The organism is Stenotrophomonas maltophilia group sp. LNF247, assembly GCF_054083135.1.
Genome location: NZ_JBSRQL010000015.1, coordinates 1 through 17,758 on the forward strand (window position 1 = coordinate 1; position 17,758 = coordinate 17,758).

The window sequence follows — 17,758 nt, forward strand, 5'->3', positions numbered from 1 at the left end:
TCAGCGGCCGGCACTACCCGAAGCATCCGATGAATGGGCGGGCCGACCTACCCTGCCCGCCCTGCGGCACCTTCGGTATGCTGGCGCCCTTTCCTGAATCCGGCGCCGCGAGCGCACTGCCGATGAGCCTGTTCCGACCCCGCATGCTGCTGTCCGTCGCCCTGATCGGCCTGCTGGCCGGCTGCGGTGGCGACCCGGTCCGCCCTGCGCCGCCGCCGGCGCCAACCGTGGTACCGCAGGCCAAGCCGGTGAAGATCGGTATCGCCCTCGGTGGTGGCGCAGCCAAGGGCTTCGCCCACATCGGCGTGATCAAGATGCTGGAGGCCAATGGCTTCGAACCGGCCGTGGTGTCCGGCACCAGTGCCGGCAGCGTGGTCGGCGCGCTGTATGCCAGCGGCATGGATGCGTTCCAGATGCAGAGCAAGGCAGTGGCGCTGGATGAAGCCAGCATCCGCGACGTGCGCCTGTTCTCCGGTGGCCTGGTGCAGGGCCAGAAGCTGCAGGACTACGTCAACGAGCAGGTCGCCAACCGCCCCGCCGAGCGCCTGAAGAAGCCGTTCGCCGCCGTCGCGACCCAGCTGGAAACAGGCGAGCGCGCGATCTTCGTGCGCGGCAACGTCGGCCAGGCCGTGCGCGCCTCCAGCAGCATTCCCGGCGTGTTCGAACCGGTGAAGATCGGTGGCCGCAACTACATCGATGGCGGCGTGGTGAGCCCGGTGCCGGTCGATGCCGCGCGCCAGCTCGGCGCCGACTTCGTGATCGCCGTGGACATCTCCAGCAAGGCCAGCGGCAAGGCGCCGACCGACATGCTGGGCATCGTCAACCAGTCCATCTCGATCATGGGCCAGCGCCTGGGCGAGCAGGAACTGGCACGCGCCGACATCGTCATCCGCCCGAAGGTGCTGGACATCGGCGCCGCCGATTTCAGCCAGCGTGGCACCGCGATCCTGGAGGGCGAAAAGGCCGCAATGGCCGCGATGCCGCAGATCCGCGCGAAGATCCAGCAGCTGCAGCGTGCACGCGCCGCGGCCGCCGCACCGGCACCCGTGGCCGCGCCGAAGTGCGAGGAAGCCTCGCGCCTGGGCAGGCTGATGGGCCGCAAGGACAAGTGCTGAGCTGAGCCGGCGTGTCGCTGCCAGACAGCGACGCGCGCGTTCTAGCGCGCAGGCCGGTAACCGCTGGCCTGCTGCCGCTCGCGCCTGCGCGCCTGACGGGCCTGCTCCTGCAGTGTCGCCGTGTGCTGCAGTTGTTCCATGCCATCGGCCGGCACATGCAGCTGGCGTCGCGCACGGGTGAGTGCCAGATAGACCGCGCGCACCGGGTTGTGCCAGATGCGCCCGCCCTGCCCCGCACTGAAGCAACCGGGTGACAGTGAGACCACGTCGAACTGCAGGTTCTTCGCGTGTTCGGCCAGGCACAGCGCCACCCGCCCTTCAGCGGGCGTGTCCTGGTCATCGAGCGCCTGCAGCAGTGACTGCACCCGATCGGCAGACGCAAACAGTTCGACCAGCGCGCCCTGCCCTTCGTCGGCCTGCGTGGCCAGGAAGCGCTCCCACTCCGGGTCCGATGCGCTGGCGTGGCGACGGCGCCACGCATCCAGCGGGCGCTGCAACACACCGCGCAGCGCGCGCAGCGATGCCGGATGCAGGTAGGGCCGCAGCCCGAGCGCCTGCAGCTGCGCCGCATCGAGGGCCAGATCTGCGACGCTGCCATGGATGCGCAGGCCCTCGCTTGGTACCTGCGCCCAGTGGCGGTAATGCAGCACACCGGTGGCGCGGTCGGCGGCACCGACGAACGGCCCACTGTCCTGGCCCAGTCCATCCAGCGCCAGGGTCTGGTTGACCAGGCCCTCGACCTGGTTGCCCTGGCGCACCGACTGGTGCATTTCCAGCACCTTCGACGCGCCCCAGCGCGGCACCGTGCCGGACAGGCACTGATGCGGATCGCCCAGACTGACCACGCCAGGCGCATGGCCGGCCAGCAACTGCTTCCACGACGGGCTGAGGTCATGCGCCTCGTCCACCAGCAGCATGCCCATGTCCAGCGGCGGGGTAACGCCGCGCAGTGCCAACCACTTGCCGATGTGCGCCGGGCTGAGGCTCAGCAGCGTGCCCCGCTGCAGCTCGGCGTCGAACATGCAGCGCCAGACGTGCTCGGCAGCCGCCATGTACGGTGACACGTCGAGCATCGCGGCGGGCACCGAACGGTCGAAATGCTGGAACGCCAAGCCCGGTGCCGACGACGCGCACCAACGGTTGATGGCCTCGAACGCAGTCAGCAGCACCTGCTCCGGGCTGCGCCCACCGATGCCCTGCAGGCCGATGCGGCCGGCAATCTCGCGCGGCGTGCGGGTGCTGCGCCGGTAGCTGGCAACGAAGCCACCGGTGTGGCCGCTGCGCGCGGCATGCTGCGCCACGCGGTTGGCGAACTCGATCTGGGTCAGCAGGCGCACCGCGGTGCTGGCCGGCACGCGGCTGCGGAAGGCTTCCACCTGCCCACGCGAGGGCGCCACGTAGGTGTAGCGGCCGGGCCGCGCCTCCATCAGCGCCAGCACCAGGTGGCCCTTGCCGGTGCCGGCATAGCCATCGAGGTCGATCAGCTCATCGGGGTTGGCGGCGATGGCGCGCAGCACGCGGGCCTGCTCGGAGGTGTACAGGCCATGGTGTTCGACCGCACGCGCGTCCTCGGCGGCCACGTCATCCTGCGTGAGCGCCTCGTCACTGGAAAAGGTGGCGGGAAAGCGGATCTCATGCTCGGTCAGGGTTTCCTGGCAGGCCTGCTGCAGGGCCAGGCCCGGATACTCCAATGGCGACTGCGCGATGACGTCCTGCAGGATCTGCGCCGGCGCCAGCAGCACGCCGTGGGCGGCCAATGCGGTCAGCCAGGCATCCAGCTCCGGCTGGCCTCCGCCACCGGGGCCGGCCAGCTGCGCGGCGGCGCCTTCGTTGCCGGCAAACAGCGCGCAGGCATCATGCAGCAGGCGTTCGATCTCGGCCGCTGGATGCAGGCGCGTCCGGCACAACTGCGCGGCCATCAGCCCGGCCTGCTCCACTGCCGTCTGCGGCGGCGTGCCGTGAGCGATGTAACGTGCCAGCGACTTGCGCTGCAGCGGCAGGAAGATGGTGGTGGGCACCGGGTGCTGGAGTTCGGACATGCGTGGAACCGGAAAGGAACGCTGCGGCGCGCGCAGGGCGGTGATGCTCGGCTACCCGCCCGGCCGCGTCAAATCGCCGCTGCGCTCATTCCAGCTGCGACAACGGCAATGCCTGGAAACCCTTCACCGTGCGCAGCACGAAGCTGGAATTGGCGTCGGCCACGCCGCCGGCGTTGAGCAGGCGGTCCAGCAGGAAGTGCGAAAAGTGCTCCAGGTCGCGCACGTAGACGTGCAGCAGGTAGTCCATGTCGCCGGTCAGCGCATGGCAGGCCACCACCTCGTCCCAGCCCTGCACGCTGTCCACGAAGTGGCCGATGGCGGCCTGGTCGTGCTTTTCCAACTGCACGCGCACGAAGGCCTGCAGGCCCAGGCGCAGCTGCCGCGGCTCCAGCCGCGCGCCGTAGCCGACGATCACGCCCTCGCTTTCCAGCCGCTGCAGGCGGCGCAGGCAGGCCGAGGGCGACAGGTTCACCCGAGTCGCCAGCTCCGCGTTGGTGGCGCGCCCATCCCGCTGGATTTCAGCCAGCAGGCGTATATCCGTGCGATCAAACTGGACTTCTCCGGCCATTGCTGCTCCGCAACATGGTGACTGCGCAAGGATATTGCGCCAACAATGCCAATCGGCGCAACTTTTGCAACCCTGTTGCGCGCGCCCTGCCCTAGCATCGTGGCTATCCCTTCAAGGAGTGCCCCATGGACCTCGCCCAGCCCCGCCGCGTCGAACACCAGCAGACCGACAAGGGCTACGTGCCGGTGTACACCACCGCGCTCGTCGAGCAGCCGTGGGACACCTACAGCGCCGACGACCACGCCACCTGGAGCACGCTGTACCAGCGCCAGCGCGAGCTGCTGGTCGGCCGTGCCTGCCAGGAATTCCTGGACGCGCAGGACGAGATGGGCATGAACGCGCACATGATTCCGCGCTTCGACCAGCTCAACGAAGTGCTGGGCGCGGCCACCGGCTGGACCCTGGTCGGCGTCGAAGGCCTGCTGCCGGAACTGGATTTCTTCGACCACCTGGCCAACCGCCGCTTTCCCGTGACCTGGTGGATCCGTCGCCCGGACCAGATCGACTACATCGCCGAGCCGGACCTGTTCCACGACCTGTTCGGCCATGTGCCGCTGCTGATGAACCCGGTGTTCGCCGACTACATGGAGGCCTATGGCCGTGGCGGCGTCAAAGCCCACGCGATCGGCCCGGACGCGCTGCAGAACCTCACCCGCCTGTACTGGTACACGGTGGAGTTCGGCCTGATCGACACGCTCGACGGCCTGCGCATCTACGGTGCCGGCATCGTGTCGTCCAAGGGCGAGTCGCTGTACTCGCTGGAATCGGCCGCACCCAACCGCATCGGTTTCGACCTGCAGCGGATCATGCGAACGAAGTACCGCATCGACACCTTCCAGAAGACCTACTTCGTCATCGACAGCTTTGAACAGCTGATGCAGGCGACGTCGCCGGACTTCACCCCGATCTACGCGGCACTGGCCGACCAGGCGCACCTGCCTGCCGGTGACGTGCAGGCTGACGATCACGTGTTCCAGGCCGGCACGGGTGAAGGCTGGGCGGACGGCGGCGACGTGTGATGCGCGCTGCCGCGCGGCTATCCTGCACGGCATGACTGATGCATTTGCTTCGCTGCGCGTAACCGATGTCGCTTTCGACGACGACTTCATCCTGCTGACCCTGGCCGATGGCTGCCGTACCCGCCAGCCGCTGCGCTGGGTACCTGCGTTGTTCGAAGCCGATGCAGGGCAACGCGCGCGGTGGGTCGCCACCGCCGATGGCCTGGGCGTGAACTGGCCGGCGCTGCTGCCGGCGCGCGAGGCTGGCGTGGTCGATATCCTCAACCAGGTCTGGGAAGACCGCTACGAGGCCGCGCTGGCGCGACTGAAGGCAGCCGCGTGGACGCTGGATGCGCTGTCCGACGAAGACCAGCAGCTGGTGGCGCTGTGGCGCATGGAGGCCGACATCAACAACGGCGGCTTCATGCAGTTCCTGTGCAACTGGGGCGACCCGACCTGCCAGCTGGCGTTGCGTGCGCTGCAGGCGATGGGCGCGGCGAAGACCCACGCGATCCTGGCCGGCATGCGCGGGCTGGTCGACCGGCTGGAAGATGACCCGGCGGTCAAGCAACTGACCGACCTGTACGGCGCGATGACCGAACAGGAGCAGGAGACGCTGCACGCCTTCGACGAAGCCTATTTCGAGCGACCGGAAGACTTGGCCAGGTTGGGGCTGAAGCACTTCGGCCCGGAGCCTGTCGAACGACGATGACCATGCACGCCGGCGCTGTTCCGTAGAGCCGAGCCCATGCTCGGCTACGTTTCAATCAGCGCGGGTACACCAGCAGCACCACCAGATCCTCCTCACCCACCTGCTGCAGCGCATGGTGGCTGCCCTTGCGGGTCAGCAGCGCGTGCCCGGCGTGCACGTCGTACTGCCTGCCATCCAGCACATAACTGCCCTGCCCACTGACGATGTAATAGATCTCGTCCTTGTGCTGCGGATGCAGGCCGATGCCCGCGCCTTTGTGCAGCACACGCTTGCGCAGCACGAACGGCAGCCCTTCGGCATCGGCGAAGAACGGATACGCCGTGGTCGGGCCGGCACCGCCGTGCGGGCCTGCTTGCGTGCGCACAACACTGTCTTCGTGCACCACCTGCGAGGGCAGGGCTGGGTCGCTACCCTGCCCTTCCGCCACCACGTCGCAGTCGATATCCCGCACCAGCGCCGGCTGCAGCGCGGGTAGCAGCGGCACCGCCTCGCGCACTACCAGGCAGGCCACCGCATGTGCGCCGGCCACGCTTAAATGGGTGCCGTCGGCCTTGTTCTGTTCGGGCACGAACAGGAAGTAGGGTCGCGCGCCCTCCTCACCCAGCGCGCGGATCCAGCGCATGCTGCGGTCATTCAGATCAATCAGCGCAATCTGCTCGCGCGCGGCCAACGCCTTCATCGACTGCGTGTAGCGGCCATGCGTATCCAGCAGTGAACCGAAGTCGTACAGCAGCCGCGCCACCGGCGTGACCAGCACCGGCGTGGCGCCCTTTGCGCGGGCCACCTGTACGTAACGCATCAGCAGGCGTGGGTAGTCGCTGTCCGGATCGGTGTAGCGCGTGCGGTCTTCGAACTTCGCATCGTTGTGGCCGAACTGGATCAGCAGCACGTCGCCTTGGCGCAGCTCGGCGGCGATGGCCTCCAGGCGCCCTTCCTCGATGAAACTGCGCGTGCTGCGCCCGCCCTTGGCGTGGTTGTGCACCTCCAAGCGCGCCAGGTCCAGGTAGCTCTGCAGCGCCTGGCCCCAGCCGGCCTGCGGCGCGCGCTCGGGGCCGTATGCGGCCGCAGTGGAGTCACCGGCAATGAAGACCCGCACGGGCGCCGCCTGCGCGGTGGTGCACGACAGCAGCAACAACAAAGGCAACAGGGTGCGCATGTCCGGTCTCCGGTAGTGCCGGCCGCTGCCCGGCAACCTCATGAACGGCGGAAGCATTGCCAGGACGCCGGCCAGCGGCCGGCACCACCGCGGATCACGCGTCAGCGCGCCAGCCAGCCACCATCGACCGGCAGCACGGCGCCGTTGATGTAATCCGACGCCGACGAAGCCAGGAACACCGCCGCACCGGCCAGGTCATCCGGCGTGCCCCAGCGACCGGCCGGGATGCGCTCCAGGATCGCCTTGTTGCGCGCTTCGTCGGCGCGCAGCTGGGCGGTGTTGTCGGTGGCCATGTAGCCCGGGGCGATGGCATTGATGTTGATGCCCTTGCCCGCCCACTCGTTGGCCAGCAGCCGGGTGATGCCGGCGATGCCGCTCTTGCTGGCGGTGTACGACGGCACGCGGATACCGCCCTGGAAGGACAGCATCGAAGCGATGTTGATGATCTTGCCGTGGCCCTGTTCGATGAAGTGGCGGCCGGCGGCCTGCGAAATGAAGAACGCGGACTTGAGATTGACGTTCATCACGTCGTCCCAGTCCTGCTCGCTGAAGTCCACCGCATCGGCGCGGCGGATCAGGCCGGCGTTGTTGACCAGGATGTCCAACCCGCCGAGGCCTTCGATGGTCTCGCGGACCACGCGCGCCACCGGCTCGATGCTGATCAGGTTGGCTTCGATGGCCAGGCAGCGGCGGCCCAGCGCGGTGATCTTTTCGATGGTATCGGTGGGCGGGGCGATGCCGGCCACGGCCACGTCGGCGCCAGCGGCGGCCAGTGCCACGGCGATGCCCTGGCCCAGACCGGTATTGCCACCGGTTACCAGAGCGACCTTGCCTTCCAGGCTGAAGGGATTAGCCATTTCGTATGCGTTCCTTGATAGAGACGAGCGGTGTCGACGGCCGGCACACGGTGCGCGGCGGCCAGGCGGGCTTACTTGAGCTGGCAGATGTCCAGCACGTGCATGTCGGTGTAGTCCAGGTTCTCGCCACCCATCGCCCAGATGAAGGCGTAGTTGCTGGTGCCGGCGCCCATGTGGATCGACCACGGCGGCGACACGACCGCTTCGTTGTTCTGGATCACGATGTGACGCTGCGCGGCCGGCTCGCCCATGAAGTGGTAGACGCGGTCGCTGTCACCCAGGTCGAAGTAGAAGTAGACCTCGCTGCGACGGTCGTGCAGGTGCGGCGGCATGGTGTTCCACACGCTGCCCGGCTTGAGCACGGTCAGGCCCAGCAGCAGCTGCGAGGACTGGCAGGTGGCCGGCACGATGTACTGGTAGATGGTGCGCTCGTTGCTGGTTTCCAGCGCGCCGCGGTCCAGTGCAACGGCGTCCTTGATGGACAGCTGCCTGGTTTCGAAGCGGGCATGGGCCGGGGTCGAGGCCAGATAGAACTGGGCGGGGTTGGCGGCGTCCTGCGAGGCGAACACGACCTCCTTGCTGCCCATGGCCACGTACAGACCGTCCTTCGGACCCAGCGTGTAGCCGGTGCCATCCACGGTGACCGTACCAGTGCCGCTGCCGACGTTGATCACGCCCAGTTCCCGGCGCTCCAGGAACGGGTGGCCTGCGGCCGAAGCGGGTTCGGTCTGGGTCGGCAGCGCAAGCGGTGCGTCCACCGGGGCGGCGCCACCAATCACGAAGCGCTCGTAGTGGGTGTACTTGAGGGTCACCGCACCGGCGTTGAACAGGCCATCGAGCAGGTACAGGTCACGCAGCTGGTCGTTGCTGGCACCGTGGATGGCATCGGGATGGGTGGCGTAATGGGTCTTGCTGTACATGGCGTCTCCAGAGCGGGGGGCGGGCCGACGGGTCGGCCCCGGCGCGGTTCACGGTCGATTCTAGCCAGACAGGAAACCGGTGTCATTTTGCGTCGCACGATGCCGGGATGGCCCGGGCAGGGCGCGGTGGATCGGGTGGATGGGGCAGGGGCGTGTCACGACCAGAGGTCGTGACCTGCAGGATTGATCCTTGGGGATCAATCCTCCGGCGGCTGGCAGGAATCGCGGACGATCAGGTGCGGCCGCACGCTGGCAATGGGCAGCGCGGCCTGGCCTTCGGGCTGGATCAGCATCGCCGCGGCGGTGCGTCCGGTATCGCGCGTGTGCCGGCGCACCGAGGTCAGCGAGGGCCACAGGCGCGAGGCAAGCGGGCTGTCGTCATAGCCGACAATGGACAGCTGGCGCGGAATGTTGATGCCCGCGCGCAGCGCCACCTTGTAGATACCGGCGGCCATTTCATCGTTGCCGGTGAAGATGGCGGTCGGGCGGCGCTTGCCCAGCAGCAGTTTCTCGGCAGCGGCGACACCGGATTCGAAGGTGTAGCCGGCCTCGATGATGCGGTCCTTCGGCAGCTCGATACCGCGTTGCGACAGTGCGTCGATGAAGCCGGCGGTACGTTCATGGGCCGAACGGTAGGCGCTGGGACCGGTCACCAGGGCAATGTCACGGTGGCCGAGCGAGAGCAGGTAGTCGGCGGCTTCGGCCGCACCATCGCGGTCATGGGTGACCACCATCTGCGAGCTTTCGTCCAGCGGCAGCGCTGCCACGCGGGTAAACCGGCAGCCGATCTCATCGAGCATGTCCGCCAGCGCCTGGTCTTCCGAGGCACGCGGCACCAGGATCACGCCGTGCAGCTTCTGCTGCTGCACGAAGCGACGCACGCCTTCGATGTAGCCGGGGCTGCGGCTGTCACAGGGATGCACCACCAGCTCGAAACTGGATCCACGCAATGCATCCAGCGCGCCGTACTGCATGTCCACGATGTACTGCGCGGTGGGGTTGTCGTAGACCATGCCGATCAGGAAGGAGCGGCGGAACGCCAGCCCGCGGGCCAATGGATCGGGCGTATAGCCCACTTCACGCATCAACGCTTCCACCTTGTCGCGCGTGTCCTTGCGCACCAGTGGCGAGTTGTTGATGATTCTTGAAACCGTTTTCTTGGATACACCCGACAGTCGCGCGATGTCGTTGATGGTGGCTGCCTTGCCCTTCGCCAATGCCGGCGTAGCGGCATCGTTCTTGTTGCGCACTGACATGTTTTGAACCCGGTAAGTCTGGGGATTCCGGCTCCGCGCTCAGTCCAGCGCGCGGTAGCGGAAGTTGCGGAAGGTTACCGCACCGTCGCCGGCCGCATACAGCGCCGGCTTCAACGCCAGGAACCTGCCCGCGACATTGTGATGGTAACCGGACACTTCCATCTGAACCGGATACTTCTGCCAAGTGTGCCCGTCGGTGCTGGAGTGGAAGGTGACGATGTGGCGGTTGTTGGTCACCCGCAACCACAGCCGGCCGCCGCGGCCCGGGGCCGGTCGGGCAGGGCGCTCCTCGCCGTAGCGATGCATGATGAACGACTCGCCGTTGCTGCCCACGCCCGCGTACAGCCGGTCGCTGTAGAACAGCAGCGCGCCGCCCACGGCACCGGGGGCGATCTCCATCTCCACCTCGAACTGATAGGCCCGGTCGCCGGCGATGGTGGTCAGCGGCGAGGCGTCGCGCGGCGTGCTGCCCTTGCCCTGCAGGACAAGGCCGTTGCCACTGAAACCCAGCCGGCGGTACTCATCCTGCGCCGGGTTGAAGAACGCCCACTGCGGGCCAAGCGTGCTGCCGCGGAAATCATCCGACAGCGCCATGCCATGCGGCGACAGCGCCTGTCCGGCCGGCTTGCGCAGTGGCTGACCAAGGTCTCCGCCCGTGGCCCGGAACCAGCCGTCAGCGGTCCATTCGATCGGTTCGAGCAGGGCCTGCCGACCCAGCGTCCAGAAGCCGTTCTCGTACCCGTGGTACATCATCCACCAGCGTCCATCGGTCCCTTCGATCACCGTCGCGTGGCCGCGTGACCACCAGGGCTCGGCCGCCGACTGCGTGCGCGTAATCGGGTTGTTGGGCGCGTTCTCCCATGGTCCGTGGATCGAACGCGAGCGCGCGGTGATCACCATGTGCCCGGTCGGCGGACCGGCGGTGCCGCCCACTGCCGTGGTCATGTAGTACCAGCCGTCGCGGACGTGGATCTTCGGGCCTTCCTGCGCGTAGGCCTCAACGTCCCAGTCCTGCGGGTAGCGCCAGCCGTCATAGACGTGTTTCGGCGTGCCGACCACGCTCAACCCGTCGTCGGCCAGCTGCACGTAATCACCGCCACTGAGGAACAGGTAGCGCTTGCCGTCTTCACCCACTGCATGGCCGGGATCGATGTAGCCACCCAGGCCGATGTCGATCGGCGCGCTCCACGGGCCCTTGATGTCATCGGCCCAGACCACGAAGTTGCTGCGGCGCTCGCCGGTGCGGGCCGGGAAGTAGATGAAGTAGCGCCCCCGATGCTTGACGATGTCCGGCGCCCAGATCGCCCCCACGTTGCGGGTGACCGCATGTCCCAGCGGCTGCCAGTTCACCAGGTCGCGCGAGTGCCAGATCGGGAGGCCGGGGTAGGCGTCGAACGACGACAGCGTGAGGTAGTAATCGTCCCCGTCCTTGAGCACCGAGGGATCCGGATGGTCACCGGCCAGCACCGGATTGAGGAACGTGCCATCGCCCCGGTCCGCCTGGCGCTGGTGTTCCAGCCCCCGCGCCCACTGCGCCGGCGCGCGCGCGGGCTCCGCCGCGGGTGCAGGCCGTGCCGGCAGCAACAGCACAAGCAGAGTGATGGTGGCGGCGATACACAGTGCACGCATGGCAGTCTCCTTGTGGCTCAGCCGCGCAGCGCGGCGGGCAGCCACAACGACAGTGAGGGGAAGAAGGCCACGACCAGCAGCACGGCGAGCGCGGCGAACCAGAACGGCCAGATCGTGCGCATGCTCTGGCCCACGCTGATCTTGCCGATGGCCGTGCCGATGAACAGCACCGAGCCCACCGGGGGCGTGACCAGACCCAGGCCACCGGTGAGCACCAGCACCAGGCCGAAGTGGATCGGATCGATGCCGTAGGCGCGCGCCACCGGCAGGAAGATCGGCGTGCAGATCAGGATCATCGGCGCCAGGTCCATGAAGGTGCCCAGCAGCAGCAGCATCACCACGATCATCAGCAGCACCATGAACTGGCTGTGCGCGAACGACTGCAGGAACTCGACGGCGGCTGCGGGCACCTGCAGGTAGGCCAGCAGCCAGCCAAACACGGCAGCGGTGGCGATCACGAACAGGATCACGCCCGTGCTGCGCGCAGCGTGGATGACGGTGTCGAAGAACTCGCGCCAGCGCAGTTGCCGGTACAGCACGGTGGTCACCAGCAAGGCGTAGACCACGGCGATGGCTGCGCTTTCCACTGCGGTGAAGATGCCGGCACGGATACCGATGAAGATCAGCGCGACCAGGCCCAGGCCGGGCAGGGCGGAGACGATGCGCAGGGCCACGGCACGCCAGCCGGGAAAGACCTCCACGCCATAGCCGCGGCGACGTGCGACCGCATAGCCGGTGACCATCAGCGCCAGCGTCATCAGCAGCGCAGGGACAATGCCGGCGGCGAACAGGTCGGCGATGGACAGGCCCCCGCCGGCGGCAGCGGAGAACAGGATCAGGTTGTGCGACGGAGGCACCAGCAGCGCCACCAGCGCGGCGGTGATGCTGACGTTGACGGCGAAATCGCGGTCGTAGCCGCGCTTGACCATCTGCGGGATCATCGTGCCGCCGACCGCCGAAACGTCGGCGATGGCCGAGCCGGACACGCCGCCGAAGAACAGCGAGGACAGGATCGAGACCTGGCCGAGGCCACCGCGCAAGCGCCCCACCAGCGACGAGGCCAGGGCGATCAGGCGCTCGGAGATGCCGCCGCGCATCATGATCTCGCCCGCGAAGATGAACAACGGAATGGCGATCAGCGAGGCCGAGCCGGTACCGGCCGAGATCTGCTGCACCAGCACGATGCTGGGGATATCCAGGTAGAGCAGGGTGGCCAGCGCGGCAGCGGCCAGCGCGTAGGCCACCGGCACGCCGAGCAGCAGCAGCACGGCAAACACGGAGAACAGGATGGTGATACCCATGGATCAACGATCTCCTTCAGCGTCTTCGGCGCCGGTGGCGCGGGCCTGCAGCGCGTTCCACGCACGGTTCAGCGCGAACAGCAGCATCAGCCCGCCGCCCACCGCCAGTGGCAGGTAGTTGATGCTCTGCGGCAGATCGGCGCCGGCGGTCTTGATGTCCAGGCCGTCGAGCAGCAGATCACCCGACCAGAAGGCGATGAAGCCTCCCAGCACCGCCACCACCAGCTGCACCAGCACGTCCACCGCACGGCGCAGGCCGGGGCCCAGGCAGGCATGCAGCAGGAAGAAGCCGAAGTGGCGGTTGGTGTGCACACCGCAGGCGGCACCCAGGCTCATCGCCGTGGCCAGCAGCAGCAGCGTGACCGGCTCGGTCCAGCTGGGCGAATCGTTGATCACGTAGCGCGCGAACACCTGCCAGCCCTGCACCACCACCAGCCCCAGCAGGGCAGCAACGGCGCCGTAGATGGCGATGTCGGCGATGCGGTCCAGCAGGCGCTGGCCAGGCCCGGTGGCGGGCGTCGTCGTCTCGATCATGGCAGTGTCCTCAGGCGGCGCGGATGCGGTCGACCAGCGCGGCGATCTCCGGCTGCTGCAGGTACTGCTGCAGCAGCGGCTGGGCGGCGGTGCGGAAGGCGGGCATGTCCACCTCGTTGGCTTTCACCCCATAGGCCAGGACGGCGCGGCGTGCGGCGTCCTCCGACGCATCCCACTGCTCGCGCATCACCTTCACCGACGCGCGCGCGGTCTGCAGCAGCAGCTGGCGGTCGTCAGGCGACAGGCGTTCGAAACTGGCGCGCGACATCAGCAACACATCCGGCGCGTACGAATGGTCGCTCTGCGACCAGTAGTGCGCCGCTTCGAAGTGGCGGCTGGAATGGAAGCTGCGCATGTTGTTCTCGGCGCCGTCGATCATGTGGGTTTCCATCCCGGAGAACGTGTCGCCCAGCGACATCGGCGTCGGATTGGCGCCGAGCAGGCGCATCAGCTGGATGAAGATGTCCGATGAGGCGACGCGCAGCTTCAGGCCGTGCAGGTCCTTGGGCGAAACGATGGGGTGCTTGGTGTTGTAGAAGCAGCGTGCACCGGAATCGTAGATCGCCAGGCCGACCAGGCCGCGGCCCTGGAAGCCGCGCAGCACGGCTTCGGCCACGCCGTCATCCAGCGCGGCACGCTGGTGCGCCACCGACGTGAACACGTAGGGCAGGCACAGCGCCTGGGTCAGCGGAAAGGCATTGTTCAGCGCACCGGCATACACGCGGGTGATATCGATGGCACCGAAGCGCGCCATGTCGATCGCCTCGGATTCGCGGCCCAGCTGGCCGGAGTGGTACTGGCGCAGGCGCAGGCGACCGTTGGTTTCGCGCTGCAGCGTTTCGCCGATCCACTTCACCGCGGTGACGGTAGGGTAGTCGGCCACATGCACGTCGGTGGCGGTCAACAGCGCGCCACCGGCCATATCGCCGCCCGGCCCGCGGCCACAGGCGGCGAGCATCGGGGTGGCCAGGGCAGCAGCGCCACCGGCCAGGAAGTTACGTCGTGTGATCATCTGCGCCCTCCCGCGCGTGTTCACCAGGGCAGCCCCGCGGTCATCCCGCGGGCACGGCCCGGCAGGCAATGTCACCGAAGCCGGCAAAGCGCACCAGCGCCGTTTGTCCTGCCTCGATATCGTGGATGCCGGTGGCATTGCCGGTGGCGATCAGGTCGCCCTTGCGCAGCGGCCGGCCACGCAGGGCCGAACGGGACAGCGCAAAGGCATAGGCCGCGCGCAGGCCACCGGGCAGGCGGGTGGCGCCACCGGTGCCGACCACCTCACCTTCGATCAGTGTCTCGGCACGCAGCGAGTTTTCGTCGCGTGCGGTCCAGTCGACGATCTCCGGGCCCAGCACCAGGCCGTTGTTGTTGCCAAAGTCGGACACCACCACGCGCGGACCAAGTTCGTTGATGGTGGCCAGCGGGCTGCTGGCCACTTCCACGCCGATATAGAGGCGCGCAGGCAGCGCTTCGGCCTGTTCCGGGGACCAGTCCAGCTGTCCGGCCGGCGCGTCCTCCAACAGCTCCAGCACGTACTCTGCTTCGACTGCGCCGAAGCCCCCGACGAAGACCGGGATGTCGGTTGTTCCACCGGTATCATTCCAGAGCTGACGTTTGAAGATCGGCCCCAGCAGGCGCTCATCGCCGGAGCCGTCGCGGCGCTCGGCAGCGATGTAACCCACCTTCCAGCCGACCACCGTATCGCTCCACAGGCCAATGGCCTGGTCCTGCACGTGGTAGGCAGCCACCAGATCGACGGGGATCTCTCCGGGGAACGCGGGCAGGGCCTTGCCTGCGCGGCGTGCATCGGTGAAGGCGCGGGCGATGGCGGCTGCACCGTCCGGCGCCGGCCTCTGCCCCTGTGTGCCGTGTTCGTTGCTCAAGAACGGTCTCCCTCTGCGTTGTTGCACTGCCCATCGACAGCGTCTGCAGGAGGTGTATATGGTAAACCGGTGTCATCACGCAAGCCGCAGCGCATCACACCCGCTTCCGGGGCGCCTGCGGCACGCTGCCCACCCTTCGCTGGAGCCCGGTCCGCCATGCGTCTGCCCCCTCTTGTGCTGTTCCTGTGCGTTCTGTTGACGCTTGCCCCGGCACGTGCCAGCGACGTCCCGCTGCGCGACGGCCAGCGGCTTGCCGGGGAGGTGGCGGGCGAACGCCTGCCGCTGTGGCCGGACGGCCAGGTACCTGGCCAGAGCGCTCCGGCACGGAAGGCGCGGGTGGTTGAGCGCAGCGCCGATCCGGCCCATCCGGACCGGTTCGTGGACGGGATCGATGCGCCATACATGATCGTGCACGCGCCGCCACGTCCGAACGGGCAGGCGGTGCTGGTCATTCCGGGCGGCGGCTACCAGCGGGTGGTAATCGACAAGGAGGGCAGCGCGCTGGTGCCGGACTGGGTGCAGCGGGCAGGCTTCACCCTGTTCGTGCTTCGCTACCGCCTGCCGCAGCCGGGCAGGGACCGCCAGGCGGCGCTGGCCGATGCCCAGCGTGCGCTGCGGGTCGTGCGCGACCAGGCCGCGCGCCGCGGCCTGGAGGCGGACAATGTGGCGGTCATGGGCTTTTCCGCCGGCGGCCACGTGGCTGCGCGGCTGGCCACCGGCTTCGATGCGCCGGTCTATCCCGCACGCGATGCGATCGATCAGCTGAGCGCGCGCCCGGCACGGGCGGTGCTGGTCTACCCGGTCATCGACATGGGCGCGCATGCGCACAGTGGTTCGCGCGGGCGATTGCTGGGCGAGCGCCCTGACCCCGCATTGGCGACGCAGTACTCGGTGCAGGAGCACGTGCGTGCGGACATGCCGCCGACGATGCTGATCCATGCCAACGACGATCGCGTGGTCAGCGTGCACAACAGCGAGGTGATGGCGCAGGCGCTGGCCAGGGCGGGCGTCGAGCACGAACTGCATGTGTTCGCCCATGGTGGCCACGGCTTCGGCATGCGCCTGCAGCCCGGCTCCACCTTGGCGCAGTGGCCAGCGCTGGCGCAGGCATGGCTGACAGCAGGAAAGGATGCGGAGCGCAGCCGATGACGGGAGCACCCGACGATCTGCAGCGCCGCCGTTTCCTGCGCGACAGCGCGCGCTGGGCGCTGGCCACGGCCACGCTGGTGGCACTGCCGGCAGCGGCGATGCCCGCTGCACGCGACGAACGCCTGCCGATCGTCCGCGTGCGCGGGGGGCGCCTGCGCGGCCAGCATGAACAAGGCGTGCTGGTATTCCGCGGCGTGCGCTACGGCGCCGATACCGGCACCCATCGCTTCCAGCCACCACGCCGGGAAGCGGCATGGAACGGGATCGCCGATGCACTGGACTATGGCGCGGCCGCACCGCAGGGCGGCGCGGAAGGCCCCGGCAGCGAAGACTGCCTGTTCCTCAACGTCTGGACCCCCGCACTGGGGGATGGCGGTCGCCGCCCGGTGCTGGTCTACATACACGGGGGTGGGTTCAACAACGGCTCCGGCAGCGATCCGCTGTACGACGGCAGTGCGCTGTGCCGCCGCGGCGATGTGGTGGTGGTGACCCTCAATCATCGGCTGAACACCTTCGGTTACCTGTACCTGGGCGCACTTGGCGACGCACGCTACGCCGCGTCGGGGAATGTCGGCCAGCTCGACCTGGTGCAGGCGCTGCAGTGGGTGCGCGAGCACGCGGCGATCTTCGGCGGTGACGCTGGAAACATCACCGTGTTCGGCCAGTCCGGGGGCGGCGCCAAGATCGCCACGCTGATGGCGATGCCGGCGGCACGCGGCCTGTTCCAGCGCGCGTGGACGATGAGCGGGCAGCAGGTCACCGCGGCCGGCCCGCGTGCCGCCGCGCAGCGCGCTGCCATCGCAATGGAGGCAGTGGGTGCAAAGGACCTGTCTGCCCTGCTGCGGCTCCCGGCCACGGATCTGCTTGCAGCCACCCGTGCCCGCGATCCATCGCGGGTGGAAAGCACGTCGCTGTACTTCGGGCCGGTACTGGACGAAGTCTCCCTTCCGGTGCATCCGTTCTGGCCGCAGGCGCCGCGGCAGTCGGCCAGCATTCCGATGGTCATCGGCAATACGCGCGACGAGACCCTTGCCTTCCTCGGCAACGATCCGGCCAACTTCACCTTGACCTGGGAGACGCTGCCGGCACAGCTGCAACGCCAGCAGTTCGTGGATCTGCTGCCGCAGACGGTGATCGCCGAGTACCGGCGCCTGTACCCGCATTACACGCCTTCGGAGGTGTTCTTCGCGGCCACTACCGCAGGACGTTCCTGGCGCGGCGCAGTGGAGGAGCTGGAAGCGCGTGCGCGCCAGCCCAGCGGGGCCGCGCCCACCTGGGCCTACCAGCTGGACTGGGGCTCACCGGTGGAGCAAGGCCGGCTGCGCGCCTTCCACACGCTGGACATCCCGCTGGTGTTCGACAACGCCGGCCTGCCCGGCGCACGCACCGGTGGCGGCGCGGACGCGCATACGCTGGCGGCGACAATGAGCGACGCACTGATCGCCTTCGCGCGCAACGGCGACCCCAATCATCGCGGAATGCCGCAATGGCCCCCCTACGCGCTGCCCCGGCGGCAGACCATGCTGTTCGATCGCCAGAGCAGCGTGGTGGACGATCCTCGTGCCGGCGAACGTGCGCTGTATGCAAAAGTACCGTTCGTGCAGCGCGGCACGCAGTGATGACACCGCGGTGCAAACATTCTGT

General features: G+C 68.2%; 16 protein-coding genes. 5 read left to right on the top strand and 11 right to left on the bottom strand.

Annotated features, from left to right (window positions below):
• Positions 1 to 122: 122 nt before the first annotated feature.
• Positions 123 to 1,115: a patatin-like phospholipase family protein gene (locus tag ACTXG9_RS14570; RefSeq protein WP_021204629.1), complete on the top strand. Its 993-nt coding sequence runs from the start codon at positions 123 to 125 to the stop codon at positions 1,113 to 1,115.
• Between the two features lie 41 nt (positions 1,116 to 1,156).
• Here the strand turns inward: ACTXG9_RS14570 and ACTXG9_RS14575 are convergent, their stop codons facing one another.
• Together ACTXG9_RS14575 and ACTXG9_RS14580 are read right to left on the bottom strand one after the other, a co-directional pair.
• Positions 1,157 to 3,154 carry a hypothetical protein gene (locus ACTXG9_RS14575; protein WP_329866714.1) on the bottom strand — a complete coding sequence of 666 codons (1,998 nt, stop codon included), beginning with the start codon at positions 3,152 to 3,154 and terminating at the stop codon, positions 1,157 to 1,159.
• Between the two features lie 85 nt (positions 3,155 to 3,239).
• The gene (locus ACTXG9_RS14580; RefSeq protein WP_004153377.1) at positions 3,240 to 3,722 is read right to left on the bottom strand and encodes an Lrp/AsnC family transcriptional regulator; all 483 of its coding nucleotides are present in this window, start codon (positions 3,720 to 3,722) and stop codon (positions 3,240 to 3,242) included.
• 125 nt (positions 3,723 to 3,847) lie between these two features.
• On the opposite strand from ACTXG9_RS14580, the gene phhA reads away from it, so the two are divergent.
• Positions 3,848 to 4,741, top strand: a complete 894-nt coding sequence (gene phhA, locus ACTXG9_RS14585; protein ID WP_021204627.1) for a phenylalanine 4-monooxygenase — start codon at positions 3,848 to 3,850, stop codon at positions 4,739 to 4,741.
• Positions 4,742 to 4,772: 31 nt separating this feature from the next.
• Entirely contained in the window at positions 4,773 to 5,432 is a 660-nt protein-coding gene (locus ACTXG9_RS14590; RefSeq protein WP_188250480.1) for a DMP19 family protein, read from the top strand.
• A gap of 55 nt (positions 5,433 to 5,487) precedes the next feature.
• Here the strand turns inward: ACTXG9_RS14590 and ACTXG9_RS14595 are convergent, their stop codons facing one another.
• From ACTXG9_RS14595 to ACTXG9_RS14635, 9 genes are all read right to left on the bottom strand, one after another.
• A complete protein-coding gene (locus ACTXG9_RS14595) occupies positions 5,488 to 6,588 on the bottom strand; it encodes a GDSL-type esterase/lipase family protein (RefSeq protein WP_180832951.1) in 1,101 nt (366 codons plus the stop codon).
• Between the two features lie 101 nt (positions 6,589 to 6,689).
• On the bottom strand, positions 6,690 to 7,445 hold the full coding sequence (gene kduD / locus ACTXG9_RS14600; RefSeq protein ID WP_005421125.1) for a 2-dehydro-3-deoxy-D-gluconate 5-dehydrogenase KduD: 756 nt from the start codon (positions 7,443 to 7,445) through the stop codon (positions 6,690 to 6,692).
• Positions 7,446 to 7,516: 71 nt separating this feature from the next.
• Complete coding sequence (gene kduI, locus ACTXG9_RS14605; RefSeq protein ID WP_019337387.1) at positions 7,517 to 8,365, bottom strand: 5-dehydro-4-deoxy-D-glucuronate isomerase; 849 nt, start codon at positions 8,363 to 8,365, stop codon at positions 7,517 to 7,519.
• 197 nt (positions 8,366 to 8,562) lie between these two features.
• Positions 8,563 to 9,621 carry a LacI family DNA-binding transcriptional regulator gene (locus ACTXG9_RS14610; protein WP_019337388.1) on the bottom strand — a complete coding sequence of 353 codons (1,059 nt, stop codon included), beginning with the start codon at positions 9,619 to 9,621 and terminating at the stop codon, positions 8,563 to 8,565.
• 39 nt (positions 9,622 to 9,660) lie between these two features.
• Positions 9,661 to 11,250 (bottom strand): family 43 glycosylhydrolase, encoded by a 1,590-nt coding sequence (locus ACTXG9_RS14615; RefSeq protein WP_019337389.1) that lies wholly within the window; start codon positions 11,248 to 11,250, stop codon positions 9,661 to 9,663.
• A 17-nt stretch (positions 11,251 to 11,267) separates the two neighbouring features.
• On the bottom strand, positions 11,268 to 12,551 hold the full coding sequence (locus tag ACTXG9_RS14620; RefSeq protein ID WP_005421133.1) for a TRAP transporter large permease: 1,284 nt from the start codon (positions 12,549 to 12,551) through the stop codon (positions 11,268 to 11,270).
• A gap of 3 nt (positions 12,552 to 12,554) precedes the next feature.
• Positions 12,555 to 13,085 (bottom strand): TRAP transporter small permease, encoded by a 531-nt coding sequence (locus ACTXG9_RS14625; protein WP_031270840.1) that lies wholly within the window; start codon positions 13,083 to 13,085, stop codon positions 12,555 to 12,557.
• 10 nt (positions 13,086 to 13,095) lie between these two features.
• On the bottom strand, positions 13,096 to 14,097 hold the full coding sequence (locus ACTXG9_RS14630; RefSeq protein WP_021204623.1) for a TRAP transporter substrate-binding protein: 1,002 nt from the start codon (positions 14,095 to 14,097) through the stop codon (positions 13,096 to 13,098).
• Positions 14,098 to 14,137: 40 nt separating this feature from the next.
• Positions 14,138 to 14,965: a 2-keto-4-pentenoate hydratase gene (locus ACTXG9_RS14635; protein WP_019337392.1), complete on the bottom strand. Its 828-nt coding sequence runs from the start codon at positions 14,963 to 14,965 to the stop codon at positions 14,138 to 14,140.
• Positions 14,966 to 15,139: 174 nt separating this feature from the next.
• Between ACTXG9_RS14635 and ACTXG9_RS14640 the strand changes: the two genes are divergently transcribed.
• The gene (locus tag ACTXG9_RS14640; protein ID WP_021204622.1) at positions 15,140 to 16,114 is read left to right on the top strand and encodes an alpha/beta hydrolase; all 975 of its coding nucleotides are present in this window, start codon (positions 15,140 to 15,142) and stop codon (positions 16,112 to 16,114) included.
• On the top strand, positions 16,111 to 17,733 hold the full coding sequence (locus ACTXG9_RS14645; RefSeq protein ID WP_111099262.1) for a carboxylesterase/lipase family protein: 1,623 nt from the start codon (positions 16,111 to 16,113) through the stop codon (positions 17,731 to 17,733). The genes ACTXG9_RS14640 and ACTXG9_RS14645 overlap by 4 nt, the downstream gene beginning before the upstream one ends.
• Positions 17,734 to 17,758: the final 25 nt, after the last annotated feature.